This is a genomic window from Mesorhizobium sp. B2-5-11 (genome assembly GCF_006440835.1).
Classification (GTDB): domain Bacteria; phylum Pseudomonadota; class Alphaproteobacteria; order Rhizobiales; family Rhizobiaceae; genus Mesorhizobium.
In genome coordinates this window covers 342,111-367,884 of record NZ_VFUK01000004.1, presented here as the reverse complement: position 1 = coordinate 367,884, position 25,774 = coordinate 342,111, and the positions used below count along the sequence as shown (strand labels likewise).

Annotated in this window: 22 protein-coding genes; 16 read left to right on the top strand and 6 right to left on the bottom strand. The window is 64.1% G+C overall.

The features are described 5' to 3' along the window. Position 1: 1 nt before the first annotated feature. Both FJ490_RS15705 and FJ490_RS15700 read right to left on the bottom strand, forming a co-directional pair. Entirely contained in the window at positions 2-1,258 is a 1,257-nt protein-coding gene (locus FJ490_RS15705) for a sarcosine oxidase subunit beta family protein (protein ID WP_140499286.1), read from the bottom strand. A 9-nt stretch (positions 1,259-1,267) separates the two neighbouring features. After that, complete coding sequence (locus FJ490_RS15700; RefSeq protein WP_140728378.1) at positions 1,268-2,416, bottom strand: Xaa-Pro peptidase family protein; 1,149 nt, start codon at positions 2,414-2,416, stop codon at positions 1,268-1,270. Between the two features lie 454 nt (positions 2,417-2,870). On the opposite strand from FJ490_RS15700, the gene ehuB (FJ490_RS15695) reads away from it, so the two are divergent. From ehuB (FJ490_RS15695) to FJ490_RS15675, 5 genes are read left to right on the top strand one after another with little or no spacing between them, the layout of a single operon-like run. Next, positions 2,871-3,740 (top strand): ectoine/hydroxyectoine ABC transporter substrate-binding protein EhuB, encoded by an 870-nt coding sequence (gene ehuB, locus FJ490_RS15695; RefSeq protein ID WP_140499283.1) that lies wholly within the window; start codon positions 2,871-2,873, stop codon positions 3,738-3,740. Between the two features lie 57 nt (positions 3,741-3,797). After that, positions 3,798-4,526, top strand: a complete 729-nt coding sequence (ehuC, locus tag FJ490_RS15690) for an ectoine/hydroxyectoine ABC transporter permease subunit EhuC (RefSeq protein ID WP_140499282.1) — start codon at positions 3,798-3,800, stop codon at positions 4,524-4,526. Further along, positions 4,523-5,182 (top strand): ectoine/hydroxyectoine ABC transporter permease subunit EhuD, encoded by a 660-nt coding sequence (gene ehuD / locus FJ490_RS15685; protein ID WP_140499281.1) that lies wholly within the window; start codon positions 4,523-4,525, stop codon positions 5,180-5,182. Before ehuC (FJ490_RS15690) ends, ehuD (FJ490_RS15685) begins: the two co-directional genes overlap by 4 nt. After that, positions 5,179-5,958, top strand: coding sequence for an ectoine/hydroxyectoine ABC transporter ATP-binding protein EhuA (gene ehuA / locus FJ490_RS15680; RefSeq protein WP_140499280.1), 780 nt, complete (start codon positions 5,179-5,181; stop codon positions 5,956-5,958). Before ehuD (FJ490_RS15685) ends, ehuA (FJ490_RS15680) begins: the two co-directional genes overlap by 4 nt. Next, positions 5,955-6,680 carry a GntR family transcriptional regulator gene (locus FJ490_RS15675; RefSeq protein WP_140499279.1) on the top strand — a complete coding sequence of 242 codons (726 nt, stop codon included), beginning with the start codon at positions 5,955-5,957 and terminating at the stop codon, positions 6,678-6,680. Before ehuA (FJ490_RS15680) ends, FJ490_RS15675 begins: the two co-directional genes overlap by 4 nt. Before the next feature lie 62 nt (positions 6,681-6,742). Here FJ490_RS15675 and FJ490_RS15670 read toward each other — a convergent pair whose 3' ends face one another. The 4 genes from FJ490_RS15670 to FJ490_RS15655 all read right to left on the bottom strand — a co-directional run bounded on the left by FJ490_RS15670 (position 6,743) and on the right by FJ490_RS15655 (position 11,559). Next, entirely contained in the window at positions 6,743-7,849 is a 1,107-nt protein-coding gene (locus FJ490_RS15670) for an alcohol dehydrogenase family protein (protein ID WP_224655844.1), read from the bottom strand. Positions 7,850-7,962: 113 nt separating this feature from the next. Further along, the gene (locus FJ490_RS15665; protein ID WP_140499277.1) at positions 7,963-9,342 is read right to left on the bottom strand and encodes an aspartate aminotransferase family protein; all 1,380 of its coding nucleotides are present in this window, start codon (positions 9,340-9,342) and stop codon (positions 7,963-7,965) included. 32 nt (positions 9,343-9,374) lie between these two features. After that, the gene (locus tag FJ490_RS15660; RefSeq protein WP_140521583.1) at positions 9,375-10,868 is read right to left on the bottom strand and encodes an NAD-dependent succinate-semialdehyde dehydrogenase; all 1,494 of its coding nucleotides are present in this window, start codon (positions 10,866-10,868) and stop codon (positions 9,375-9,377) included. A gap of 199 nt (positions 10,869-11,067) precedes the next feature. Continuing rightward, positions 11,068-11,559, bottom strand: coding sequence for an Lrp/AsnC family transcriptional regulator (locus tag FJ490_RS15655; RefSeq protein ID WP_140517347.1), 492 nt, complete (start codon positions 11,557-11,559; stop codon positions 11,068-11,070). Positions 11,560-11,643: 84 nt separating this feature from the next. On the opposite strand from FJ490_RS15655, the gene FJ490_RS15650 reads away from it, so the two are divergent. The 11 genes from FJ490_RS15650 to FJ490_RS15600 all read left to right on the top strand — a co-directional run bounded on the left by FJ490_RS15650 (position 11,644) and on the right by FJ490_RS15600 (position 25,715). Beyond that, positions 11,644-13,029 (top strand): PLP-dependent aminotransferase family protein, encoded by a 1,386-nt coding sequence (locus tag FJ490_RS15650; RefSeq protein WP_140499275.1) that lies wholly within the window; start codon positions 11,644-11,646, stop codon positions 13,027-13,029. Positions 13,030-13,250: 221 nt separating this feature from the next. Then, the gene (ehuA, locus tag FJ490_RS15645) at positions 13,251-14,042 is read left to right on the top strand and encodes an ectoine/hydroxyectoine ABC transporter ATP-binding protein EhuA (protein ID WP_140499274.1); all 792 of its coding nucleotides are present in this window, start codon (positions 13,251-13,253) and stop codon (positions 14,040-14,042) included. A gap of 93 nt (positions 14,043-14,135) precedes the next feature. After that, positions 14,136-14,987, top strand: a complete 852-nt coding sequence (gene ehuB / locus FJ490_RS15640) for an ectoine/hydroxyectoine ABC transporter substrate-binding protein EhuB (RefSeq protein WP_140499273.1) — start codon at positions 14,136-14,138, stop codon at positions 14,985-14,987. Positions 14,988-15,195: 208 nt separating this feature from the next. After that, positions 15,196-15,855 (top strand): ectoine/hydroxyectoine ABC transporter permease subunit EhuC, encoded by a 660-nt coding sequence (gene ehuC, locus FJ490_RS15635; RefSeq protein WP_140499272.1) that lies wholly within the window; start codon positions 15,196-15,198, stop codon positions 15,853-15,855. A 16-nt stretch (positions 15,856-15,871) separates the two neighbouring features. Next, a complete protein-coding gene (ehuD, locus tag FJ490_RS15630) occupies positions 15,872-16,531 on the top strand; it encodes an ectoine/hydroxyectoine ABC transporter permease subunit EhuD (RefSeq protein WP_140521357.1) in 660 nt (219 codons plus the stop codon). Between the two features lie 5 nt (positions 16,532-16,536). Further along, complete coding sequence (gene eutA, locus FJ490_RS15625; protein WP_140521358.1) at positions 16,537-17,313, top strand: ectoine utilization protein EutA; 777 nt, start codon at positions 16,537-16,539, stop codon at positions 17,311-17,313. Positions 17,314-17,341: 28 nt separating this feature from the next. After that, complete coding sequence (gene eutB, locus FJ490_RS15620; RefSeq protein WP_140521359.1) at positions 17,342-18,328, top strand: hydroxyectoine utilization dehydratase EutB; 987 nt, start codon at positions 17,342-17,344, stop codon at positions 18,326-18,328. Then, a complete protein-coding gene (eutC, locus tag FJ490_RS15615; protein ID WP_140728379.1) occupies positions 18,328-19,320 on the top strand; it encodes an ectoine utilization protein EutC in 993 nt (330 codons plus the stop codon). Before eutB ends, eutC begins: the two co-directional genes overlap by 1 nt. Positions 19,321-19,456: 136 nt before the next feature. Further along, the gene (gene doeA, locus FJ490_RS15610) at positions 19,457-20,635 is read left to right on the top strand and encodes an ectoine hydrolase DoeA (protein ID WP_140556274.1); all 1,179 of its coding nucleotides are present in this window, start codon (positions 19,457-19,459) and stop codon (positions 20,633-20,635) included. A 5-nt stretch (positions 20,636-20,640) separates the two neighbouring features. Beyond that, positions 20,641-21,642, top strand: a complete 1,002-nt coding sequence (gene doeB, locus FJ490_RS15605) for a N(2)-acetyl-L-2,4-diaminobutanoate deacetylase DoeB (RefSeq protein ID WP_140499259.1) — start codon at positions 20,641-20,643, stop codon at positions 21,640-21,642. A 263-nt stretch (positions 21,643-21,905) separates the two neighbouring features. Further along, positions 21,906-25,715 (top strand): hydantoinase B/oxoprolinase family protein, encoded by a 3,810-nt coding sequence (locus tag FJ490_RS15600; protein WP_140728380.1) that lies wholly within the window; start codon positions 21,906-21,908, stop codon positions 25,713-25,715. Positions 25,716-25,774 lie beyond the last annotated feature (59 nt).

The following is a 25,774-nucleotide window of genomic DNA, read 5'->3' as shown; positions in this document are numbered from 1 at the left end:
TCTATTGCAGCCAGGCCGAGGGGCCGGCGCCGGCTTCGTCGAGCGTGTGGCCGGTCCGGAAACGGTCGAGCGCGTAGGCGGCGGTCAGCGGATGCGGCTTGCCGGTGGCCAGCATATGGGCAAAGCACCAGCCGGAGGCCGGCGTCGCCTTGAAGCCGCCATAGCACCAGCCGCCATTGAGATAGAGCCCTTCTATCGGGGTCGGGCAGATGATCGGACTGGCGTCCGGCGTCATGTCCATGACGCCGCCCCAATGGCGCAGCAGCCTGACACGCGAGATGCAGGGCATCAGGGCTATCGCCGCCTCCGCCACTTCGCCCACGACGCCGAGATTGCCGCGCTGGGCGTAGGAATTGTAGCCGTCGAGATTGCCACCGAAGACCAGCCCGCCCTTGTCCGACTGGCTGACATAGAAATGGTCTGCGCCATAAGCGACGACGTGATCTACCAGCGGCTTGAGCGGCTCGGTGACGAAAGCCTGGAGCACGTGGCTTTCGATCGGCAGTTCCAGGCCGGCCCTGGCGGCGAGGAGCGAAGTATGGCCTGCGACGGCGAGGCCGACCTTGCCGGCGCCGATGCGGCCCTTGCTGGTCTCGACACCGACGATCCTTTCGCCGTCGCGGACAAAGCCGGTCACCTCGCAATTCTGGATGATGTCGACCCCGTGGCCGTCGGCAACGCGCGCATAGCCCCAGGCGACGGCATCATGGCGGGCGGTGCCTGCGCGGCCTTGCAAGATCGCACCATGGATCGGAAATCGCGCGGTTTCGGAGAAATCGAGATAGGGTACCAGCCGGCGCACAGCGTCGCGGTCGAGTATGTCGGCGTCGATGCCGTTCAGACGCATGATGTTGGCGCGATGGCTGAATGTGTCGAGTTGATCGACCGAATGGGCAGTGACGATCTGGCCGCGCTGCGAAAACATCACGTTGAAGTTCAGCGCCCGCGACAAGCCTTCCCACAGCTTGACCGAGAATTCGTAGAACTGGGTGTTGCCGTCGAGCAGGTAGTTGGAGCGGATGACGGTGGTGTTGCGGCCGACATTGCCGCCGCCGACATAGCCCTTTTCCAGAACGGCGACATTGCGGATGCCGTGGTTCTCGGCGAGGTAGAAAGCCGTCGCAAGGCCATGCCCGCCCCCACCGACGACGATCACGTCATAGGCGGGCTTCGGCTCGGCCGCGCGCCAGGCGCGCCGCCAGTTCTTCTGGCCGGAAAGGGCATTGCGGAAAATCGAAAACGCCGAATAGCGCGCCATGTTCATGGTCTAGCGGACGATCGGGCCGGCCGGGGTGCGGGTCAGCACTTCGGCCCCCGCATCGGTCAGCAGCACGGTGTTGGAGATGAAATGGTCGCCGCGGCCGGTGCCCATCAGCCAGGACAGGATGTGGAAGCTCATCCCGGTCTCGATTTCGAGATCGGAATCGTGCCTGAGGCCCGTCACCGAATTGCCGCCGGTCCATGAGGGCGGCTGGCCGATGCCGACGAGATAGCCGCAATGATGGCGGCGATAATGCGACAGGCCGGCCTCGTCGGCGACGCCTTGCCAGGCGGCGTAGACATCGCGCGCCCTGGCACCTGGCTCGAGCGCCCTGACGACGGCCTCGAATGCCTTGGCCGTGACCTCGGCCATGGCGGCATCTTCGTCCTTGATGTTGCCGATGCGGATCAGCCGGCCAAGCGGCGCGTGATAGCGCGAGACACAGCCCGACAGTTCGACGAAGACCGGCTCGCCGCTGCGATAGATGCCGTCGCCCCAGGTCGTGTGCTCCTCGCCGAGCCGGGCGGCGGGCCGGATGAACGGGCCGAAGCCCGGCGCGTGGCCGCCGGCGCGCACCATCGCCGCCACGCATTGGGCGGCAACCTCCTGCTCGGCGGCGCCGTCGGAGATGGCAGCGATGGCGGCACCTGCCGCAGCATCCGTGACCTTGGCGGCGCGGCGCATCAGCACCTGTTCCTCGGCGCTCTTCACCAACCGCATCTTGTCGACCAGTCCCGAGACGTCGCTCCACTTGGTGTCGGCCTGCGCCTCAAGCTTCAGGGCGAGGCCGTGGCTGAGGCCGGACGTCCAGTTTTCGATGCCGATCCGTTTGCCGGCCAGGCCGAGTTCGGAAATGACGCGCGCGGCGAGGTCGGCCGCGGTCTCGCTGTCGGAGTGACCGCGGAATTCTGCTGCCTTCACCTGATTCTCGATCGTCACCTTCTCCATCGACCGGGTGACCAGGATAGGACGCCGGTCGAGCGTGACGATCAGGAGGTGCGGCGCGAAATAACCCCAATGGTCGAGGCCGGTGAGGTAGAAAACAGTCTCCGGCGAGGCGAAGACGGCGGCGTCGAGCTTGCGCTCTGCCAATGCCGTGCGAACTTTCGACAAGCGGCCGGCGATCTCGGCTTCGGAAAAGGGATTGCGGTCCATTGAGGTGTCCTTGAGTTGCCGGCCCTGGGCTGATGGTCAGTCGATGAAGATGGGATCGCGGGTCACGTCGCAGAGCCGCTCGCCGCCGCCTTCGCTGGCGCTGGGATCCTGGCAGATGATTGAGATCGAAGCCGGCCTTTGCCATGCGTTGCTTCACGTCGGCCAGGCGCCGCGCGTATTCCGCCTTGGTGGGCCCGCCCGACGCGTCCAAAGCCGTTTTCCTTCCTGCCCTCATCCAAAGGCGGTTCGTATCGCATCGAGAAAGCACACCTTAATTGTGCACAACTTGCGCATCACAAAGCCGCACAATCAAGCCCAATGGCGATTTTTCCAGATTCGTACAGTGCGTCTTGCGATATGTCCAGATGAGTTGTATACGTCTTAGTGCGCTTGACGCGATGGTGGAGAAACATCGTTCGAGCCCGATAATTATCGAAGAAGAAAAGGGGAAAGCATGTTCACGTCACAGATATCCCGCCGCGCGCTCGTGAAGGCCGCCGCCTGTCTTGCGCTCGCCGCGACCGCATTCACGTCACTGCCGGCCCATGCCGAAACGACGCTCGAACGCGCCAAGAAGGACGGCTATATCCGCGTCGGCTTCGCCAATGAGGCGCCGTTCGGTTTCGCCACGCCTGACGGCAAATTGACCGGCGAAGCGCCGGAAGTCGCCAAGGCGGTGCTCGCCAAGATGGGCATTGCGCAGGTCGACGGCGTGCTGACCGAATTCGGCTCGCTCATTCCGGGTCTCAAGGCCGGCCGCTTCGACATCATCGCCGCCGGCATGTTCATCAATCCCAAGCGCTGCGCCGAGATCAATTTTTCCGAACCGTCCTATGGCATCGGCCAGGCCATGCTGGTCGCGAAGGGCAATCCGAAAGGCGTGAAGGACTATTCGAGCATCAAGGACAATCCCGATCTCAAGCTCGCCGTGATGGCGGGCGCCGTCGAGGGGGGATATGCGAAGGACGCCGGCGTTGCCCAAGGACAAGTCGTTTCCTTGCCCGACCAATCCAGCCTGGTCGCGGCGGTCCAGTCTGGCCGTGCCGATGCTGCCGCGCTAACCGCGCTCTCGATCGCCGACATGGCCAAGAAGGCCGATGGCGTCGAATCGACCAAGCCCTTCGGTGAAGTTGCCGGCAAGTCGGTGAAGGGCCATGGCGGCTTCGGCTTCCGCAAGGAGGACACCGATCTGCAGGAAGCGTTCAACGCCGAACTGAAGAAGTTCCTCGGTACGCCGGAGCATATCGCGCTGGTCGAGCCGCTCGGCTTCGGCAAGGACTATCTGCCGAACAAGACGACTGCAGAGCTCTGCAAGGGCGAATAAATTCCCAACTGCTGGGCGGCGTGAAAACGCCGCCCTCTTTTTTCCTCGGAGAAGCAGATGGGTATCCGCACGCTCGTTGCCATGCTGGTCGTTTCGCTGGCCGTGATCGCGGTGCTGGCGACGCAGGAAACATACAGGCTGTTCCTACCGGGACTATTGCAGGGTGCCGTCCTGACGATCGAGATCGCCGTCCTCGGCAGCCTGCTGGCGGTCGTGATGGGGGTGCTCGCCGCGCTGGCGCGCATGTATGGTCCAGCGCCCCTCAGATGGCTGGCGACGGTCTATGTCGAAATCTTTCGCGGCACCTCGGCGCTGGTGCAATTGTTCTGGCTGTTTTTCGTGCTGCCGCAATTCGGGGTCACGCTCGACGCGTTTCCCGTCGCGGTGCTGGCGCTTGGCTTGAATGTCGGCGCCTATGGATCCGAATGCGTGCGCGGCGCAATCCAGTCGGTCGCGCGCGGCCAATGGGAGGCGGGAACGGCGCTCAACATGAGCCGCGCGCAAATGCTGCGCCGGATCATCCTGCCCCAAGCCTTCGTAGCCATGATCCCGCCCTGGGGCAATCTGTTCATCGAGCTTTTGAAATCGACGGCGCTGGTTTCGCTGATCACGCTCACGGACCTCGCCTTCAAGGCGCAGCAGATGAACCAGAACACCTTCAAGACCATTCCTATCTTCACGCTGGTGCTTTTGATGTATCTCGCCATGTCGCTCACCGTTTCTATCGGCATGCGGCTTCTCGAAAGGCGGGCCTCGCTCGGTCTGGCGCGGGGGAGGGCGGCGTGATCTGGGATTGGAGTTTTGCCGCCGAGATCCTGCCGGTGCTCGCACGCGCCGCCGTCGTCTCGATCGAGGCGACGCTGCTCGGCTTCGTCATCGCGGCTTTGCTCGGGCTGGTCCTCGCGGTAATCCGTATCGCGGTGCCCTGGACCGGCTGGACGATCTCGGTGCTGGTCGAACTGATCCGCTCGACGCCGCTGCTCATCCAGATCTTCTTCCTCTATTTCGTCTTTCCGAAATTCGGCGTCGTGCTCGACGCATTCACGGCCGGCGTTCTGGCCATCGGCATTCACTACGCCGCCTATTGCTCGGAAGTCTACCGCGCGGGCTTCGACAACATCCATCGCGGCCAGTGGGAAGCCTCGATCGCACTCAACCTCTCCTCCTGGACGACCTTTCGCGACATCATCATCCCGCAGGCGATACCGCCGATCGTGCCGGCGCTCGGCAACTATCTCGTCGCGCTGTTCAAGGAGACGCCGCTGCTGTCGGCCATCGCCGTGCTGGAACTCATGCAGACGGCCAAGATCATCGGCTCCGAGACTTTCCGCTACACCGAACCGATCACGCTGGTCGGCCTGTTCTTCCTGGCCATGAGCCTGGTTTCGGCCGCGCTCATCCGTGCCCTCGAACGCCTGCTCAACCGAAGGACCGCGCGATGACCGAACAACCGATGGTCCGTTTCGACAATGTCTCGAAGCGTTATGGCGCGCTCACCGTGCTCGACGGGCTGAACCTCGAAATCGCGCGCGGCGAGAAGGTTTCCGTCATCGGACCGTCCGGTTCCGGCAAGACCACGGTCTTGCGCATGCTGATGACGCTGGAGACGATCAATGACGGCGTCATCTGGGTCGAAGGCGAGCCACTGACGCATATGAAGCAAGGCGGAAAGCTGGTGCCCGCCAATCTTGCCCACATCCGCCGCATCCGGGCGAAGATCGGCATGGTGTTCCAGTCTTTCAACCTGTTTCCACACATGACGGCGATGGCCAATTGCATCGAGGCGCCGATGACCGTGCTTGGCATGAAGCGGGCCGATGCCGAGGCACGGGCGGCCGAGCTTCTCGACATGGTCGGGCTGTCGCAGAAGAAGGATCATTATCCTTCACAGCTTTCCGGCGGCCAGCAACAGCGCGTCGCCATTGCCAGGGCGCTGGCGATGCGGCCCAAGATAATGCTGTTCGACGAGGTGACGTCCGCGCTCGATCCGGAACTTGTCGGCGAAGTGCTGCAAGTGATAAGGCAAATCGGCCGCGAGCATGATTTGACGATGCTCATGGTCACCCACCAGATGGGCTTCGCCAAGGAATTTTCCGATCGCGTCTGCTTCTTCTATCAGGGCAAAATTTGCGAGCAGGGGCCGCCGGCAGAGCTTTTCGGCGCACCCAAGAATGAGCGGACGCGACAGTTCCTGCACGCTGTCCTGGAGGCTGGATGACGCTTGATACGGATGCCTCGGCCAAGACCGTGCCGCCTTCGCGTCCGCTTTCGGCGCGCGAACGGTTCGAACGCATCTACCTGATCCTGCGCGACCGTATCTGCCTGCTCGATTATCCGCCGGGGAGCCGGCTCTCCGAGGAAGAGCTCGCCCAGGAATTCGAGATCAGCCGCACACCGGTCCGACGCGTGCTGGCGCGGCTCGAGGCCGAAGGGCTTGTGCAATCGGTCCACGGCGTCGGTACGATCGTTACCGACGTCGACATCGAGGAGTTGCAGCAGGTCTATCATCTGCGACTGGAACTCGCGCTGCTTGTCGGCAAGCTTTCGCCAATTCCCCGAACGGCGGTCGACCTCGATCGCATCCGAGCGCTCATCGCGCGCTGCGATTCCGATATGCTCAACCCGGATCAGCGTGCCTTCCTGCAGCTGAACATGGACTTCTTCACTGAACTATCCGGCATGACCGGGAACCAGCCCCTGCGCGAAATAAGCGAAAGACTGTATTTTCAGGTTGCGCGCGTAGTCCTCAAGATGATGCCGCAACTCGGCCTTGTGGAGGAGTTCACGGCCTTCCGGCGCGAAATGGAGGAAGTGCTGGCTGCGGCGGAAATCGGGGATTGGGAATCGATCGGGCACATCAGGCGAGCCCATATCTCGATGAGCTTTCGGCGCATGGTGCGCCATGCCGGCCGACATGATGAATTTGACGGAAAGACCTGACGGTCGTCCTTTGTCATGGTGACGTAGCTTGCGGCGCCGAGAAGCGCTGCTGCTCCGTCCTCTTATTTAGGGTGCCGCCGTTCAGCCACGGCATCAGGCACCACCACCAGCTTGCCGACGAAATCCTTGGCGATGAAATCGGCTTGGGCGCGGTGGAAATCGGAAAGCCTGTAGACGCCGCCGACCAGCGGCCGGATCTTGTCTTCCTCGATATAGCGCACGATACGGCGGAAATCCGCACGTGTGCCCTGGCTCGAGCCGTGGAGCTGAAGCTGCTTGAGATACATGGTCCTGAGATCGAGCTGGACGACCGGGCCGGCGATGGCGCCTGCGGTGGTGTAGCGGCCCTCAGGCCTCAGGATGCGCAACAGATCGTTGAAGATCGCGCCGCCGACAAGGTCGGCCACGACGTCGATGGGCTGGCCGCCGGTCGCCTTGATCACGGCTTGCGGCAGGTCGGCCACGCCACGGGTGATCACGGCTTCGGCGCCGATGTCGAGCACTGCCTGCTCCTTGCCCTTGCCGACGACGGCATAGGGAATGGCTCCGCGCGCCCGCGCCAATTGCACGATGCCGGAGCCGACGCCGCCCGAGGCGCCGGTGACCAGCACGCGTTCGCCGGCCTTGAGCCCTGCACGTTCCAGCATCTGCTCGCCGGTGAGATAGGCGCAGCAGAAGGTGGCGAGTTCGACATCGCTCAAGTCAGTGTCGACGACATGGGCGTTCTCGGCCGGTACAGCCTGGTATTCGGCGTAACCGCCGTCGCGGCCGTGACCCATATAGTCAATGTCGGCGAGCGAATCGTCGTCGCGATTGTAGATCGAGAAATCGACCATCACTCGTTCGCCGATGCGTTCCGGCGAGACCCCTGCGCCAACGGCAGCGACGGTGCCGACCGTGTCGGTGCCCTGGATACGCGGAAAGGTCAGGGTGTTGCCCTGGCGCCGCCATGTCGACACGGCCCCTGCGTCCTCCTCCGTGCCATAGGCGCCCTGGCGAACCCAGACGTCGGTGTTGTTCATGCCGCAGGCGCTGACCTTGACCAGCACTTCGCCGGCGGCGGGCACAGGCACTTTCACGTCGGTGCGGTAGACGAGCTTTTCCGGGCCGCCGTGGCCGGTAAGCTGCACGGCCGCCATGGTGGCGGGGAGGGTGGGATGAGAGGTCATCGCGTTCACTTCCGAATACTTTGTAGGTGGCGCTGCCCCTCACCTTTACCCTCTCTCCGTGAACGACGAGAAGGTGCCGGCAGGCGGATGAGGGGCATCGCCGATCTCGGCAATTAGAGATTGGCGAACACGCTCTTCACGGCATCGGCGGTCTTGGCCACCACGGTGTCAGCCTCCTCGCGCGTCAGGCAAAGCGGCGGGGCGAAGCCCAAAATGTCGCCCTGCGGCATGGCGCGGCCGATGACCCCGCTTGCGGCGAGGGTCGTGGCGATCTGCGGTCCGATCTTCTGCGCCGGATCGAAGAACACACGGTCGTCCTTGTCGGCGACGAACTCGACCGCCGCCAGCATGCCGTCGCCGCGCACCTCGCCGACGTTTTTGTGGCCGCCGACGGCCTTGGTCAATTCGGCGCGGAAATAGGCGCCGGTCTCGCCGGCATTCCTCACCAGATCCATCTCATCGATCAGTTCGAGGTTGGCCACACCCGCGGCGACGCAGATCGGATGCGCCGAATAGGTCCAGCCGTGCCCCAGCGAGCCGAGCTTGTCGGAGCCCTGCACCAGAACCTGCCACATCTTGTCGGCGACGATGACGCCCGACAGCGGCGCGTAGGCGGAGGTCAGGCCCTTGGCAATGGTGATCAGGTCCGGCTTGATGCCGTAATGGTCGGAGCCGAACATGGTGCCCAGCCGGCCGAAGCCCGTCACCACTTCGTCGGCGACCAGGAGCACGTCGTACTTCTTCAGCACCGCCTGGATTTTCTCCCAGTAGCCGGCGGGCGGCGGCACGATGCCGCCAGTGCCGAGGATCGGCTCGCCGATGAAGGCGGCGACGGTCTCGGGGCCTTCGGCCAGGATCATCTCTTCCAGCTTGTCGGCGCAATGCTGCGAGAACTGCTCCTCGCTCATCGAGCGGTCGGCGCGGCGGAAATAGTAGGGCGCCTCTGTGTGCAGGATCGGCGCGCGCGGCAAGTCGAAGGCATTGTGGAAAAGATCGAGCCCGGTCAGCGATCCCGTCATGATGCCGGAGCCGTGATAGCCGCGCCAGCGCGAGATGATCTTCTTCTTCTCCGGGCGGCCAAGCACGTTGTTGTAGTACCAGATCAGCTTGATGTTGGTTTCGTTGGCATCCGAACCGGAGAGGCCGAAATAGACCCTCGACATGCCCTTCGGCGCACGGTCGATGATCATCTTCGACAGCGTGATCGAGGCCTCGGTGCCGTGGCCGACATAGGCGTGGTAATAGGCGAGGTTCGTGGCCTGGGCGGCGATGGCGTCAGCGATCTTCTGGCGGCCATAGCCGACATTGACGCAGTAGAGGCCGGCGAAGGCATCGATACTTTTTCTGCCGTTGCTGTCCCAGACGGTGACGCCTTCACCGCCGGCCATGATGCGCGTCGGCGATTCACCGCGCGCGTGGGTGCCCATATGCGTCGAGGGATGGAAGAAGTGATCACGATCCCAGGCGGCGAGTTCGTTGGACTGGTCGAGCATTCTTTTGACTCCTTGAGGAACGTGGACGCGGCTTAAGCGACGTCCAGGCAAAGATATTTGAGATCGGTGAAAGCTTCGAGCCCCTGACGCGAACCCTCGCGGCCAATGCCGGACTGCTTGACGCCGCCGAACGGGATCGGCGCACCGGTGATCTTGACGCGGTTGATGGCGACCATGCCGTAGTCCAGCGCCCTGCCCAGGCGCTGCTGGCGGGCGCCGTTCTCGGTCACGACATAGGCGACCAGACCATATTCGGAGGCGTTGGCGCGCGCGGTCACCTCGTCCTCGCTGTCGAACGGCGTCACGGCTGCGACCGGACCAAACGTTTCTTCGCGCATGATCAGTGCCTCGTCAGATACGTCAGCCAGCAGCGTCGGCTGGTAAAACAACGGGCCGGCCTGGTGCCTTCTGCCGCCGGCGAGGCAGCGGGCGCCATGGGCGAGCGCGTCGGTGACCTGCTCCTCGACCTTCTTGACGGCGCGCTCATGCATCAGCGGGCCGATGTCGCTTTCGTCGGCAAGGCCATTGCCGGTCCGCAGCGCCTCGATGCGCTTGGCGAAGGCGGCGCAGAAACGATCGTAGATCGGCCGCTGGACATAGATGCGGTTGGCCGCGAGGCAGTCCTGGCCGGACGTGGCGAATTTGGCGTCGACGGCGATGCGCACGGCCTTGTCGAGATCGGCGTCGGCAAAGACGATCAGCGGCGCGTGGCCGCCAAGCTCCATAACCAGCCGCTTCATCGTCGGCGCGCTCTGGGCCGCGATCAGCCTGCCGATCTCGGTCGAACCGGTGAAGCTCATGGCGCGCACGCGCGGGTCCTCGCACATTCGCCCGACTATGATCGACGCCTTGCCAGTGACGACGTTGAAGACGCCGGCGGGCAGGCCGGCGCGCTCGCCGAGTTCGGCCAGCGCCAGCGCCGAGAGCGGCGTTTCCGAAGAGGGGTGCGCGACGATGGTGCAACCGGCGGCAAGGGCCGCAGCCGCCTTGCGGGTCAGCATGGCGGACGGGAAGTTCCACGGCGTCACGACGCCGACGACGCCGAGCGGCTCGCGCCGCACCGTCATTTCCGCCTTCGCCAGATGGCTAGTTACGCTTTCGGCGTTGAGGCGCTTTGCTTCCTCGGCATACCATTCGACGAAAGAGGCGGCATAATCGATCTCACCGAGCGATTCCTTCAAGGGCTTGCCCTGTTCCAGCGTCATCAGCAGAGCGAGATCGTCTTTCGCGGCTATGATGAGGTCGAACCATTTGCGCAGGATTTTCGAGCGCTCCTGCGGCAACAGCGCCCGCCAGGCAGGGAAAGCGCGCGCCGCCGCGTCGATCGCACTTGCCGTCTGGCGGCCATCGAGCGCGGCGACAAAGGCCACCGTGGCGCCGGTCGCCGGGTCGGTGACCTCGAAGCTCTCCGCCGCCTCGCTTGCCGTCCAGTGCCCGTCGACATAGGCAAGCTCGCGCAGCAGCCGGCGGTCGGCGAGGCGGTCGAGCGCCTCATGGCGGTGCGAACGGGCAAAGTGCGCGGACATCATCGATTGCTCCCGATTGGGGTGATGCCGCAAGACTAGGGGCGTCGGCGCGAAGGATGAGGCTGTTTAGGTGCAGCTATATAGAGAGATTCTCTCTATTCGGCTGGGGAGCAGGACGATCTGTCTAGCCGCAGGGGTGGGGCGGGTGCTTTCGCGCATTCTCCGAGCGTACGGTGCCAGATGAACGCTGGTTTCGATCTCAGGACTGCACCGGCAACAGATCGGCAAGCGGTAGCACGGTCTCGTCCTTCACCGTCTTGATGACGATGTAGGTGAAGTAACGATCGATGCCGATTTCGCGTTCGAGCAAGGCATCGACCAGCCGCTGATAGGTATCGATATCGCGCGCCATCACCTTCAGAACGTAGTCGACGCCGCCGCCCACCGACCAGCAGGCTACAATCTCAGGTATGTCGCGGATGACACGCTCGAAGCGGTCGAAATCGGCCTGGCGATGGCTGGCCAGCGTCACCTCCATCAGCACGGTGGCGACGGGTGCGACGACGCGCATGGCAATCGAGGCATGATAGCCGGAGACGATGCCGGCCTTTTCCAGCTTGCGCAGCCGCATCCAGCACGGCGTCGGTGACAGGCCGACCTTGTCGGCCAGCGCCAGCTTGGTGATGCGCCCGTCACGCTGGATCGCGTCGAGGATTCTGAGGTCGATCGGGTCGAGTTTCGCGGCGGCCATCTGTATCCACTTTTTGGTCCCGCCGTACCATGACGGCGCATTATTTCGATTGTCAATTGCACTGATTTCGATCTCTAATAAGTCATGACATTATGGCAACCTGATCCCGCGCTCATCCGGCGGCCCGCCTACCAGTCGCTGGCCGACCAGTTCGCACGCGCCATTCATGATGGGCGGCTCGCCAACGGCGCGCGGCTGCCGACGCATCGCCGGCTGGCCGACGAGTTGAAACTATCGGTGCAGACGGTCAGTCGCGCCTATGAGGAACTGATTCGCCGCGGCCTGATCTCGGGCGAGATCGGCCGCGGCAGCTTCGTCCAGACGCAGCGGCGCGAGCCTGAGCCGCCCTATCTGCCGGAGCGGCTGGGCGAAGTGATCGATCTCTCGATCCTGAAGCCGGTCTGCGAGCCGATGCATCTGGAGCGGCTGAAGCAGGCGCTGGGCTGGCTGGCCGACAACCTGCCGTCGAGTTCGGCGCTGTCGTTCCGGCCCAACATGGTGTTTCCCCGTCACCGCGCCGTGGCGGTCGAGTGGCTGAAGCTGTGCGGTCTCGATGCCTCGCCGCAGAATATCAGCCTGACCAATGGCGCTACCGCCGGCATGACGGTGGCGCTGATGAGCGTGGCGCCGCCCGGCTCGACCGTCGCCACCGAGGCGATCGGCCACCATACGCTGGTGCCGCTCGCCCGCTATCTCGGCTTCAACCTCGAAGGCCTGCCGATAGACGGCAATGGCCTTATCCCGGAAGCGCTGGACGAGGCCTGCCGGATCTCCGACATCCGCGCCGTGTTCGTGCAGCCTTCGGTGATCAACCCGACGGCGACGCTGATGGATGCGGCGCGGCGCGAGCAGATTGCGGCGGTTGCGCGCAGGCACGACATAGCCATCATCGAGAACGATGTGTTGGGGCCGCTGGTCGAGGACCGGCCGCCGCCGGTCGCCGCCTTCGCGCCTGAACGCACGCTCTACGTCACGTCCTTCACCAAGATCGTGGTGCCGGGCCTGCGCATCGGCTATCTCGCCGCCCCCGACCGCTATGTCGCCGCGGTCGCCAACCGGCATCTGGTTTCCAACTGGATGGCGACGCCGCTGGTGGCGGAGATCGCCACCAAATGGGTGACCGACGGCACCGCGATGGAACTGGTGCGCTGGCAGCGCACAGCATTGCGGCGACGCCAGGACATCGTCGCCGAGGTGCTGGCCGGCGTCGACTATCGCACCCGGCGCGACGGACTGCATGTCTGGTTGCAGCTGCCCGCCGACCGTGCCGAGGAGAGCTTCGTCGCCCAGGCGCGCCTGCAAGGCGTGGCGATCGCGCCCGGCGCCTCCTTCCGCATCTCGCAAGCGCCCTGGCAACCGGCGGTGCGCATCTCGCTGGGCTCGACCACCGAGGGGGAACTGCGCGCCGGCCTCGGCGTTGTCACCAAGCTGCTGCTAGGCGACCCCGAGCATCTGCTGCTCGCAATCTAGCGAGATGTGCCGCTATCCAGACGATGCCGACCGCCAAAGGCGTCCCCGGTGCTGTCATTTTCGGTTCGACTTGATTTCGATCTCGGCACATTGCTAGGCACTGAATGTCCAAGAATTGTGCGGGATCAGAATAATTGTCATGATATTATTTTCCCAATTGACATGATTTGGCGGGTTCCGCATCGTTAAGGGCATAGGCTTCTCCAGCACGGGAAATTCGTTTGTCCGCATCCGCGCCTATCATCAAGGTCGATGGCATTTCGAAAAGCTTCGGCACTTTCAAGGTGCTGGACGGCCTGTCCATGCAGGTCATGCCCGGCGAGAAGCTGGCGCTGATTGGCCCGTCCGGCTCGGGCAAGACGACGATCCTGCGCATCCTGATGACGCTGGAGCGCATCGATGGCGGCCACATCCAGATCGACGGCGAGCATCTTTATCACATGGAGCGAAACGGCCAGCTGCTGGCTGCCGACGAGCGGCATCTGGCCAGGATGCGCCAGAAGATCGGCATGGTCTTCCAGCTGTTCAATCTGTTCCCGCACAAATGCGTCATCGACAATGTCACGCTGGCGCCGATGCTGACCAAGGGCACGCCGCGCGCTGCCGCCGAGAAGCGGGCGATGGAATTGCTCGACATGGTCGGCATGGCCGACAAGGCCAAGGCCATGCCGGCACAGCTTTCGGGCGGCCAGAAGCAGCGCGTCGCGATTGCCCGCGCGCTGGCACTGTCGCCCCGGATCATGCTGTTCGACGAGGTCACCTCGGCGCTCGATCCCGAACTGGTCGAGGAGGTGCTCAACGTGATGCGCAAGCTCGCGGCCGAAACCGACATGACGATGCTGCTCGTCACCCATGAAATGGGCTTTGCCCACGACTTCGCCGACCGGGTGCTGTTCTTCGACCGCGGCCGCATCGTCGAGGAGGGCAAACCCGATGAGATTTTCCGCCATCCCAAACAGGAGCGCACGCAAGGTTTCCTGAAGAAGATCATCGCGGCCGGACATCGCGTCTGACCGCCATGCCAGAGGCGGCGACACCGTCCGCAAGGGCGGCATTGCCGTCCTGAAATGACTGCAACCAAGAACACAAACATGGAGTTGGGAACAATGAAAAAACTTGGCATTCTGGCCGGCGTCGCCGGTCTTGCGCTGACCGCGGTGCTCGCGGCCTCGAACATCGGATCGGCCGACGACAGCAAGCTCGAGCAGCTGAAGGCGCAAGGCTTCGCCCGCCTCGCCATCGCCAACGAGCCGCCCTACACGGCGGTCGCCGCCGACGGCAAGGTTTCGGGCGCCGCGCCCGACGTGGCGCGGGAAATCTTCAAGCGGCTGGGCGTCGCCGACGTCGCCGCCTCGATCTCGGAATATGGTGCCATGATCCCCGGCCTGCAGGCCGGCCGCTTCGACGTCGTCACCGCCGGCCTGTTCATGAAGCCGGAGCGTTGTGCGGCGGTTGCCTATTCCGAGCCGGTGCTGTGCGACGCCGAGGCGATGCTGGTGAAGAAGGGCAATCCGAAGGGCTTCAAGAGCTATGAGGATGTCGCCAAGGACACCTCCGCTACCATCGGCGCGCCCGGCGGCGGCACTGAGGAGAAGCTCGCGCTCAACGCCGGCGTGCCGCGTGACCGCGTCATCGTCGTGCCCGACGGCCAGAGCGGGCTGAAGATGGTGCAGGACGGCCGCATCGACGCCTATTCGCTCCCCGTCCTGTCGATCAACGATCTGATGAAGAAGGCCAATGACCCGAGCCTCGAAGTCATAGCACCCGTGCAGGGCGCGCCCGTCTATTGCGACGGCGCCGCTTTCAAGAAGGGTGACGAGGCGCTGCGCGACGCCTTCGACGTCGAGCTCGCCAAGATGAAGAAGTCGGGCGAGTTCGCCAAGATCATCGAGCCCTACGGCTTCTCGGCGGCGGCGGCGATGTCGACGACGCGCGACAAGCTCTGCGCGGCGAAATAAGCGCTTTTCCCTTCTCCCCGTCCACGGAGAGAAGGTGGCTGAAGGGCCGGATGAGGGGCAGCGCGCGTTTTTGCGAGCTTGGAGCCGCGCCTCATCCGCCTGCCCGTCCTTCGCGGCAGCTGCGCTGCAGCTAAGGAGGGTGAACCGGCAACTTCTCCCCGTGAGAGAGGAGAAGTTGCTAAAACCAAACGTTGGAAGCCTCTGATACATGACCCAATGGTCCGGCTATCTCGGCCTGATATTGCAGGGAGCGCTTGTCACCATCGAGCTGACGCTGATGGGGTCGGTGCTGGCCCTCGTGATGGCCTTCCTGGCCGGCATGGGGCGGCTGTCGCGCTTCTTCGCGTTGCGGGCGCTCGCCACCGCTTATATCGAGTTCTTCCGCGGCACATCGATTTTCGTACAGCTGTTCTGGGCCTATTTCGTGTTGCCCCTGGCGGGCGTCGAACTCACTCCGCTGCAAGCCGGCGTGCTGGCGCTGGGCCTCAATGTCGGCGCCTATGCGGCGGAAGTGGTACGCGGTGCCATCCAGTCGGTCGGCGCCGAGCAGTACGAGGCCTGCACGGCTCTCAATCTCGGCCGCTGGCAGGGCATGCGCCATGTCATCCTGCCGCAGGCGCTTCTTGTGATGCTGCCGACCTTCGGCAACAACGCCATCGAACTGCTCAAGGCGACATCCGTCGTCTCGCTGATTTCGCTCGCCGATCTCACCTTCCAGGCGCAGGTGGTGCGCTCGCAGACCGGCAGCACGCTGATGCCGTTCACCACCATCCTGGTGATCTATTTCGCGCTCGCGCTCGTCATCTCCTGGGGCGTGCGGTCGCTGGAGCGGCGCATGGCGCGCGGCCTCGACGGAGTGCGCGTCTGATGGATTGGGCCCTGTAATGGATTGGGACTGGGATTTCGTCCGGCAGATCCTGCCGACGCTGATCGAGGGGGTGAAGATCACCATCCTGGCGACGGTGCTCGGCTCGGTGCTGGCGGCAATCGTCGGGCTGGGCATCGCACTGGCCCGCCGCTCGCCGAACAAGATGATGTCGCGCACGGTCGGCTGGGCGGCCGAATTCATCCGCGGCACGCCGCTGCTGGTGCAGCTCTACTTCATTTTCTACGTGCTGCCCGATTTCGGCATCCTGCTGCCGCCGCTGGTGGCCGGCGTCATCGGTCTTGGGCTGCACTACGGCACCTATACGGCGGAGGTCTATCGCGCCGGCATCGAGAACGTGCCGCGCGGCCAGTGGGAGGCGGCCAAAGCCTGCAATCTCAGCGCTCGCCAGACCTGGACCCACATCGTCATACCGCAGGCAATCCCGCCGATGATCCCGGCGCTGGCCAATTATTTCATCGCCATGTTCAAGGAGACGCCGCTGCTGTCGGCGATCACCGTGCTGGAGCTGATGAACCAGGCCAAGAGCGTCGCCAACACCTATTACCGCTATGTCGAGCCGATGACGCTGGTCGGCGCCTTCTTCCTGATCATCAGCCTTTTCTCGGTTATGCTGCTGCGCTGGCTGGAACATCGCTACGGCAAGATCGAAAGGTAGTTCCCATGAAGCCGCTTCCCGAAATCAGGCTGATGCCGACAAGGCCCGCACTCGAGGTGCGCCCGTTGGAAAAGCGCGTCGGCCTGATCATCCTGGCCACCGACCACACCAGCGAGCCGGACTTCCGTCGCATGGTGGCGAGTGAGAGGATCGGCATCTATGTCGCCCGCATCCCCTATAAGAATCCGACCACACCTCAGAATCTGCGCAAGATGCAGCCCGAACTGACGGCTGGCGCGGCGCTGATCCTGCCGGACGAACCGCTCGATGCCATCTGCTACTCCTGCACGTCGGCCTCCGTGGTGATCGGCGATGCCGAGATCGAGGCGGCGATCCAGGCGGCCAAGCCTGGCGTGCCCGTGGTCACGCCGCCGATGGCGGGCGTGCGCGGACTGAGGGCTCTGGGCGCGAAGAGGATCAGTATTCTCACCCCCTACACCGTCGAGACGAGCCGGCCGATGGCGGCCTATTTCGCCGAACGCGGCTTCGAGATCGCCAGCTTCACCTGTCTCGGCTTCGAGGATGACCGCGAGATGGCGCGCATTGCGCCGGCAGCCCTCGTCGATCTGGCGTGCGAGGCGACTGACCCGCAGGCCGAGGCGTTGTTCGTGTCCTGCACGGCGCTGCGCTCGGCGCTGGCGGTTGCCGCGATGGAACAGGCTATCGGCCGCCCGGTCGTCACCAGCAACCAGGCGAGCGCGTGGAATTGCCTGCGACTGTGTGGCGATGATGTGCCGCGTCCGGAGTTCGGGCGGCTGACGACCTTGCCGCTTGGACAGTAAGGTCATGTCCTGCATGCACGAGCGACCCATGACGCACGCCGTCGCCCTTTCAGACATCCGCGCCGCGCGCCAACGCATCACCAGCAAGGTCGAGCCGACACCGGTCGTGCCATCCGAGAGCCTGTCGGAGCGGCTCGGCCTTCCCGTTCACCTCAAGCTGGAGCACCGCCAGATCACGGGCAGCTTTAAGCTGCGTGGCGCCTCGAACGCCATTGCTTCGCTCAATGCCGAGCAGCGGGCACGCGGTGTTGTCGCGGCTTCGACCGGCAATCACGGCCGCGCACTCGCCCATGCCGCCAGGCTCGAAGGCATGCGCGCGGTTGTCTGCATGTCGCGGCTGGTGCCTCGGAACAAGCTCGATGCCATCCGCTGCCTCGGCGCGGAAATCCGCATTGTCGGCGACAGCCAGGACGACGCGCAGCAGGAGGTCGAGCGGCTGGTGGCGCAAGAGGGTCTCGTGATGCTGCCACCCTTCGACCATCCCGACATCATCGCCGGGCAGGGCACGCTCGGGCTGGAGATCATGGAGCAGGTTCCTGACGCCGCTCTGGTGCTGGTGCAGCTCTCCGGCGGCGGGTTGGCCTCCGGGATTGCCGCAGCGGTCAAGGGCGTCAGGCCGAGCACAAAGGTCGTCGGCATCTCGATGGCGCGCGGCGCGGCGATGAAAGCCAGCCTCGATGCGGGGCGCCCGGTGCAGGTGGAGGAGCTGCCGACGCTGGCGGATTCGCTCGGCGGCGGCATTGGCCTCGACAACCGGCTGACCTTTTCCATGTGCCGAGACCTGCTCGACGACGTCGTGCTGCTTTCCGAGGACGAGATCGCCGCCGGCATCCGCCATGCCTATGAACAGGAGCGCGAGATCGTCGAGGGTGCCGGCGCGGTCGGTATCGCTGCGCTGCTTGCCGGCAAGGTGAAGCCAAACGGACCGGTGGTCGTTCTGCTTTCCGGTCGTAATATCGATATGAGCCTGCACAGAAAGATCGTTTGCGGCGAAGTAGTTGCGGAGCGCGCCTGATGAGCCGGATGACCATCCTTACCGAGAAACAACTACGCGAGATCGTAGCTCTCGATCTCGACGCCGTCGCCTGCGTCGAAAACGCCTTCCGGGCGCTCGCTACCCTGCCGGTGGCGATGCCGCCGATCCTGCGGCTCGACATCCCCGAGCATCGCGGCGAGGTCGACGTGAAGACCGCCTATGTGCCCGGCATCGACGGCTTCGCCCTCAAGATCAGCCCCGGCTTCTTCGACAATCCCAAGCTCGGCCTGCCCAGCGTCAACGGCATGATGGTGCTGCTGTCGGCAAAAACCGGTCTGGTCGAGGCGTTGCTGCTCGACAATGGCTATCTCACCGACGTCCGCACCGCAGCCGCCGGGGCGGTCGCCGCAAAACATCTGTCGCGGCCGGATTCATCCATTGCCGCCATCTTCGGCGCCGGCGTGCAGGCCGGATTGCAGCTCGAGGCGCTGCGCCTGGTGCGGCCGATCGAAGAAGCTCGCATCTGGGCGCGCGACGCGGCCAAGGCGCAAGCCGCGGCCGGCGCCTTGAGCGAAAAACTGGGCATCGTGGTGCGCGCAGAACCGGATGCGGCCAAGGCGGCCGCCGGCGCCGACATCATCGTCACCACCACGCCCTCGACAGAACCATTGATCAAGGCCGGCTTCGTCTCGGCCGGCCAGCACATCACCGCCATGGGCTCGGACGCCGAGCACAAGAACGAGATCGCACCGGCAATCCTGCGCATGGCCGATCTCTATGTCGCCGACAGCGCAAGGCAGACGCGCCGGCTCGGTGAATTGCACCATGCCATCTCCGCCGGCGTGATGGCGGCGGACGCGGAGGTGGCCGAACTCGGCCAGATCATCGCCGGCGAACGGCATGGCCGGCGCGCGGCGGACGACATCACCATCGCCGACCTGACCGGCACCGGCGTGCAGGACACCGCGATCGCCACGCTAGCCCGTGACCGGGCCCGGGTTGCGAAAGCCGGAACCATTTTTGAAAGTTGATGCTGGCCGCAAGAGCATGATCCGGAAAAGTGGAAACCGGTTTTCCGAGGAGATCATGCTCAAACAAAATTACCTGGAGCCAGGTTCAACGGAAGTTGAAGCGGGTTCCAGGGCCCAACAAACGAGGACCAACAAAATGCAACCGAACTTGAAATTCTCGCGAAGCGAGTATGCGGATCGCCTCGCCAAGACGCGGAAAGCCATGGCGGTGAAAGGCGTCGATCTGCTTATTGTCAGCGACCCCTCCAACATGGCCTGGCTCACCGGCTATGACGGCTGGTCCTTCTACGTGCATCAGGCCGTCATCGTGCCGCCGTCGGGCGAGCCGGTCTGGTATGGCCGCGGCCAGGACGCCAACGGCGCCAAGCGCACCGCCTATCTCGCGCATGACAACATCGTCGGCTATGCCGATCACTATGTGCAGTCGACCGAGCGCCATCCGATGGATTTCCTGTCGAGCGTGCTTGCCGATCGCGGCTGGGGCAAGCTGACCGTCGGCGTCGAGATGGACAATTACTGGTTCTCGGCCGCCGCTTTCGCCTCTTTGCAGAAGCACCTGCCCAATGCCCGTTTCGTCGACGCCACCGCGCTGGTCAATTGGCAGCGCGCGGTGAAGAGCCCGACCGAGATCGACTTTATGCGCAAGGCCGCCCGCATCGTCGAGGCGATGCACCAGCGCATCGTCGACAAGATAGAGGTCGGCATGCGCAAATGCGATCTCGTCGCCGAGATCTATGATGCCGGCACGCGTGGCGTCGACGGCATCGGCGGCGACTATCCAGCGATCGTGCCGCTGCTGCCGTCGGGCGCCGACGCCTCGGCGCCGCACCTGACCTGGGATGACAAGCCGATGAAGTCGGGCGAGGGCACGTTTTTCGAAATCGCCGGGTGCTACAACAGGTATCACTGCCCGTTGTCGCGAACAGTGTTCCTCGGCAAGCCGACACAGGAATTCCTCGATGCGGAGAAGGCGACGCTCGAAGGCATGGACGCGGGGCTCGCGGCAGCCAAGCCCGGCAACACGTGCGAAGACATCGCCAACGCCTTCTTCGCGGTGTTGAAGAAATATGGCATCGTCAAGGACAACCGCACCGGCTATCCGATCGGCCTTTCCTATCCGCCGGACTGGGGCGAACGCACGATGAGCCTGCGCCCCGGAGACCGCACCGAGCTGAAGCCCGGCATGACCTTCCATTTCATGACCGGCCTGTGGCTGGAGACGATGGGGCTGGAAATCACCGAATCCATCCTGATCACTGAGACGGGCGTCGAGTGCCTGGCCAATGTGCCGCGCAAGCTGGTGGTGAAGAATTGAAACCGATGTCCGACCTTCGTCCGTCGCCGGTCTCGCCCTCGGTCGATTTCGATCGCGACGGCGCACAGCACGGTTTCCTGCGCCTGCCCTACAGCCGCGACGATTCGGCGTGGGGCTCGGTGATGATCCCGATCTGCGTCCTGCGCAACGGCAAGGGGCCGACGGCCCTTCTGACCGGCGGCAATCATGGCGACGAATATGAAGGGCCGCTGGCGCTCTATGATCTGGCGCGCACGCTCGATCCCGCCCAAGTCAGCGGCACGGTCATCATCGTGCCGGCGATGAACTATCCGGCCTTCCGCGCCGGCACGCGCACCTCGCCGATCGACAAGGGCAACATGAACCGCAGCTTTCCAGGCCGGCCAGACGGTACGGTGACGGAAAAGATCGCCGATTATTTCCAGCGGGAGCTGCTTCCCCGCGCGGATATCGTGTTCGACTTCCATTCCGGCGGCAAGACGCTGGACTTCGTGCCGTTCTGCGCCGCCCATACGCTGCCGAACAAGGCCCTGGAGCAGAGGGCCTTCGCGGCGGTCGAAGCCTTCGCGGCGCCGTTCTCGATGCGCATGATCGAGATCGATGCCGTCGGCATGTACGATACCGCCGCCGAGGACATGGGCAAGGTGTTCGTCACCACCGAGCTCGGCGGTGGAGGCACGTCGAGAGCCGAGACGGTGCGGATCGCCCGGCGCGGCATGCTCAACGTGCTGAGGCATGCCGGCATCGTTGCCGGTGCGGTCGAAAAGACGCCAACCCAATGGCTCGACATGCCGTCCGGCGATTGCTTTGCCTTCGCGGAGGAAGACGGCATGGTCGAGACGATGGTCGATCTCGGCGAGCCTGTCGAGAAGGGCGCGGTGCTGGCGCGCATCCATTCCACCGGCCGAACCGGCATCGCCCCCCAGGAGATCCGGGCAAAAATGTCGGGCATGTTGGCGGCGCGGCATTTCCCCGGCCTGGTCAAGGCCGGGGACTGCGTCTCGGTGGTTGCCGCATTGGTCGACTAACGGAAGGGTGGGCCTGCACGGCGGGCAGGCTTGGACCTATCTCGCATTCTTCCACCCTGGATCCAGATAGCGGCCGGCGAGCCAGCCCGGCCGCGCTCACGGCTCCGGCCGGCGCGTCGCGGCGGCACGTGCCTTGCCATCGCCTCAGACATCCAAAGCCACCGTCATCGAAGAGGCGCCGGCGCGACGACTTGTTCCGGCGCGAACTCGGGTATCAAAGAGTATGACTTTGCTGCCATACTCGCGATAAAGAGGGTGTCGGAATGCAACAAAAATGGGATTTCTGGATCGACCGCGGCGGCACGTTCACCGATGTCATCGGCCGTGATCCCGAGGGCGGCCTGCATCCGCGCAAGCTTCTATCCGAAAATCCCGAGGCCTATGCCGACGCGGCCATCCAGGGCATTCGCGACCTTCTCGGCCTGCGCCCCGGCGAGCCTATACCCGCCGGGCTGATAGGCGACGTAAAGATGGGCACAACGGTCGCCACCAATGCGCTGCTGGAGCGCAAGGGCGACCGCGTGCTTTTGCTCATCACCAAGGGATTTCGCGATGCGCTGAGGATCGCCTATCAGGCGCGGCCCGACATCTTCGCCAAGGAGATCATCCTCCCCGAACAGCTCTACGAGCGCGTCATCGAGGTCAACGAGCGCGTGCTTGCCGACGGCTGTGTCGAACGGCTGCTCGACATCGCTGCCTGTCGCCCGGCGATCGAACAGGCAAAGGCGGACGGCATCGACGCGGTCGCCATTGTCTTCATGCACGCCTGGAAATATCCCGATCACGAAAAGGCAGTCGCAAAGGTCTGCCGCAAGCTCGGTTTCGGCCAGGTTTCGGTCAGCCACGAGGTGTCGCCGCTGATCAAGCTGGTCGGCCGCGGGGACACCACCGTGGTCGACGCCTATCTGTCTCCGATCCTGTCGAGATATGTGCAAAGGGTAGGCCAGGAACTCGGCGTTCTCTCCCCCCTCGAGGGGGAGATGTCGGCGAAGCCGGCAGAGGGGATCGCCGCAGAAGGCACCACCAAGACGTCGAACCCCGTCGATCCGACCCGACCCGGCGGCTTCGCCGCCACCCTCCCCTCGAGGGGAAGGGAAAATCCCCGCCTGATGTTCATGATGTCTTCTGGCGGGCTGACCGCCGCGGACCTGTTCCAGGGCAAGGATGCGCTGCTGTCTGGCCCGGCCGGCGGGGTCGTCGGCATGGTCGAGACGGCAAAGATCGCCGGCTTCGAAAAGGTGATCGGTTTCGACATGGGGGGCACCTCCACCGATGTCGCCCATTATGACGGCGAATATGAGCGCGCCTTCGATACCGAGGTCGCAGGCGTGCGCGTGCGCGCGCCGATGATGCGCATCCACACCGTGGCGGCCGGCGGCGGCTCGGTCCTGCACTACGAAGCAGGCCGCTTTCGCACCGGCCCGGACTCCGCCGGCGCCAATCCAGGCCCCGCCGCCTACAGGCGCGGCGGCCCGCTCGCCGTCACCGACGCCAACGTCATGCTCGGCAAGCTGCAGCCGGATTTTTTCCCGACCATCTTCGGCCCCGGCCAGAACGAGCCGCTCGATGTGGACACCGTTCGCCAGAAATTCACCGCGCTCGCCGCCGAAATCGGCGACGGCCGCTCGGCCGAAGCGGTCGCCGAAGGTTTCGTCACCATCGCGGTCGAAAACATGGCGAACGCCATCAAAAAGATCTCGGTGCAGCGCGGCTACGATGTCACCGAATATCTCCTGAACTGTTTTGGCGGCGCAGGCGGCCAGCACGCCTGCCTGGTCGCCGACGCACTCGGCATAGAGGCGGTGCTGATCCATCCGTTTTCCGGCCTGCTGTCGGCCTACGGCATCGGCCTGTCTTCGGTCTTTGCCTCACGCCAGCAGGCCTTGCTTGCACCGCTGGCGGAAGAATCCAGACGGGCAATCGAAGGCCTGATCGCGGCCTTGCAAACCGCCGTTGTCGCGGAACTCGCCGCACAAGGCATCGCCGAGGACGCGGTGACCGCCAGACCGGCGCTGCAGATCCGTTATGACGGCACCGACACCGCACTTCCGGTGCATTTCGACCATGGCTCGATGTTGCGGGCGAGGGCCGATTTCGAGGCCGCTCACAAGGCGCAATTCGGTTTCGTCTATGAGGACAAGCCGATGATCGTCGAAGCGGTGAGCGTCGAGGGGATGGAGGCGGGCGGCGAGCTGAATGCCGAAGCCTATGCGCCGGCGGGGCAGCCATCAAAAGCCAGGGCCGAGGAGGTCCGGCGGATCTATACGGAAGGAAAATGGCACGAAGCCGACGTCTGTCGGCGCGAGGCCTTGCGGCCGTCCGATCGGGTCGCCGGCCCCGCACTAATCATCGAGCCCAACCAGACGATCGTCGTCGAGCCGGGCTGGCAGGCCGAGATCACGGCCAGGAACCACGTGCTGATGCGGCGCACCAGCAAGAAACGCCGGCAGGCAGCACTTGGCACCGAGGCCGATCCGGTGATGCTGGAAGTGTTCAACAATTTGTTCATGTCGATCGCCGAGCAGATGGGCGTGACGCTGCAGAACACCGCCTATTCCGTCAACATCAAGGAAAGGCTGGATTTCTCCTGCGCCGTTTTCGACCGGAACGGCGCGCTGGTCGCCAATGCGCCGCATATGCCGGTGCATCTGGGCTCGATGGACCGCTCGGTCGAGACCATCATCCGGCTGAATTCCGGCGATATTCATCCCGGCGACGTCTTTGCCCTCAATGCCCCCTACAATGGCGGCACGCATCTGCCCGATATCACGGTGGTAACGCCGGTTTTCGAGGAAGAGCGGCCGATTTCCCCCACAAGAGGGGAGATTAGCCAATCGCCCAAGATCCTCTTCTGGGTGGCCTCGCGCGGCCACCACGCAGACATCGGCGGCACCGCGCCGGGCTCGATGACGCCACTTGCCACCACGGTCGACGAGGAAGGCGTGCTGTTCGACAATTTCCGTATCGTCGATCGCGGAAAGTTCCGCGAGAATGAGCTGCAGACGCTGCTCACCGATCACCGCTATCCGGCCCGCAATCCGCACCAGAATATCGCCGATCTCAAGGCGCAACTCGCTGCCAACGAAAAGGGCGTGGCGGAGCTGCGCAAGATGGTGGCGCATTTCGGGCTCGATGTCGTGGAGGCCTATATGGGCCATGTGCAGGACAATGCGGCCGAGAGCGTGCGGCGCGTGATCGAGCGGCTGCCGGATACATCGGCCTATGAATATCCCACCGACACCGGCCAGGTGATCAAGGTGAAGATATCGGTCGACCGGCAAAAGCGCGAGGCGACGGTCAATTTCACCGGCACGTCGCCGGTGATGAAGAACAATTTCAACGCGCCAGAGCCTGTCGCCCGGGCCGCGGTGCTCTATGCCTTCCGCGTCATGGTCGAGGACATGATCCCGATGAATGCCGGTTGCCTGAGGCCGATCAACATCATCATCCCGGACGGCTCGATGCTGAAACCCGCCTATCCCGCCGCCGTCGTCGCGGGCAACGTCGAGACCTCGCAGCACGTCACCAACGCGCTGTTCGGCGCCATGGGCGCCATGGCCAATGCGCAAGGCACCATGAACAATCTGACCTTCGGCAACAGCAAGTACCAGTATTACGAGACGATCTGTTCCGGTTCGCCCGCCGGCGAGATGAATTCCGGCCGCGGCTTTGCCGGCACGTCGGGCGTTCACACCCATATGACCAATTCGCGCCTTACCGATCCGGAAATACTGGAGCTGCGGTTTCCGGTGATGCTGGAGGATTTCCACATCCGCGAAGGCTCCGGCGGCAAGGGCAGGTGGAATGCCGGCGACGGCACGAAGCGCACCATCCGTTTCCTGGAGAAGATGGAATGCGCCATCCTGTCCTCGCATCGCAACCGGCCGCCGCAAGGGCTTGACGGCGGTGGCGATGGCGAGGCCGGCTCGACCAAGGTGCGCCGCAAGGACGGCAAGGTCGAGGTGCTGAAAGCCTGCGACCAGACGGTGCTTCAGGCCGGCGACGCCGTCATCGTGACGACGCCGACGCCCGGAGCGTTCGGAAGGCCGGAGCCAGGGCCGTCCAACGTTTGATAGAATCGCGGAACCGCTCTATCCATTTTTTGGAATCCGGATTTCCCTTGCCTTTCACA

Excerpts from the sequence above, each read along its gene's own strand:
- doeA (WP_140556274.1), top strand. The coding sequence starts at position 19,457 with ATGCAACCGAACTTGAAATTCTCGCGAAGCGAGTATGCGGATCGCCTC.
- FJ490_RS15670 (WP_224655844.1), bottom strand. The coding sequence starts at position 7,849 with ATGACCTCTCATCCCACCCTCCCCGCCACCATGGCGGCCGTGCAGCTT.
- doeB (WP_140499259.1), top strand. The coding sequence starts at position 20,641 with ATGTCCGACCTTCGTCCGTCGCCGGTCTCGCCCTCGGTCGATTTCGAT.
- eutB (WP_140521359.1), top strand. The coding sequence starts at position 17,342 with ATGACGCACGCCGTCGCCCTTTCAGACATCCGCGCCGCGCGCCAACGC.
- ehuB (WP_140499283.1), top strand. The coding sequence starts at position 2,871 with ATGTTCACGTCACAGATATCCCGCCGCGCGCTCGTGAAGGCCGCCGCC.
- FJ490_RS15700 (WP_140728378.1), bottom strand. The coding sequence starts at position 2,416 with ATGGACCGCAATCCCTTTTCCGAAGCCGAGATCGCCGGCCGCTTGTCG.
- ehuD (WP_140521357.1), top strand. The coding sequence starts at position 15,872 with ATGGATTGGGACTGGGATTTCGTCCGGCAGATCCTGCCGACGCTGATC.
- FJ490_RS15600 (WP_140728380.1), top strand. The coding sequence starts at position 21,906 with ATGCAACAAAAATGGGATTTCTGGATCGACCGCGGCGGCACGTTCACC.
- ehuA (WP_140499280.1), top strand. The coding sequence starts at position 5,179 with ATGACCGAACAACCGATGGTCCGTTTCGACAATGTCTCGAAGCGTTAT.
- eutC (WP_140728379.1), top strand. The coding sequence starts at position 18,328 with ATGAGCCGGATGACCATCCTTACCGAGAAACAACTACGCGAGATCGTA.
- FJ490_RS15650 (WP_140499275.1), top strand. The coding sequence starts at position 11,644 with ATGACATTATGGCAACCTGATCCCGCGCTCATCCGGCGGCCCGCCTAC.
- FJ490_RS15705 (WP_140499286.1), bottom strand. The coding sequence starts at position 1,258 with ATGGCGCGCTATTCGGCGTTTTCGATTTTCCGCAATGCCCTTTCCGGC.
- ehuC (WP_140499282.1), top strand. The coding sequence starts at position 3,798 with ATGGGTATCCGCACGCTCGTTGCCATGCTGGTCGTTTCGCTGGCCGTG.
- FJ490_RS15660 (WP_140521583.1), bottom strand. The coding sequence starts at position 10,868 with ATGTCCGCGCACTTTGCCCGTTCGCACCGCCATGAGGCGCTCGACCGC.
- ehuB (WP_140499273.1), top strand. The coding sequence starts at position 14,136 with ATGAAAAAACTTGGCATTCTGGCCGGCGTCGCCGGTCTTGCGCTGACC.
- ehuC (WP_140499272.1), top strand. The coding sequence starts at position 15,196 with ATGACCCAATGGTCCGGCTATCTCGGCCTGATATTGCAGGGAGCGCTT.
- eutA (WP_140521358.1), top strand. The coding sequence starts at position 16,537 with ATGAAGCCGCTTCCCGAAATCAGGCTGATGCCGACAAGGCCCGCACTC.
- FJ490_RS15655 (WP_140517347.1), bottom strand. The coding sequence starts at position 11,559 with ATGGCCGCCGCGAAACTCGACCCGATCGACCTCAGAATCCTCGACGCG.
- FJ490_RS15675 (WP_140499279.1), top strand. The coding sequence starts at position 5,955 with ATGACGCTTGATACGGATGCCTCGGCCAAGACCGTGCCGCCTTCGCGT.
- FJ490_RS15665 (WP_140499277.1), bottom strand. The coding sequence starts at position 9,342 with ATGCTCGACCAGTCCAACGAACTCGCCGCCTGGGATCGTGATCACTTC.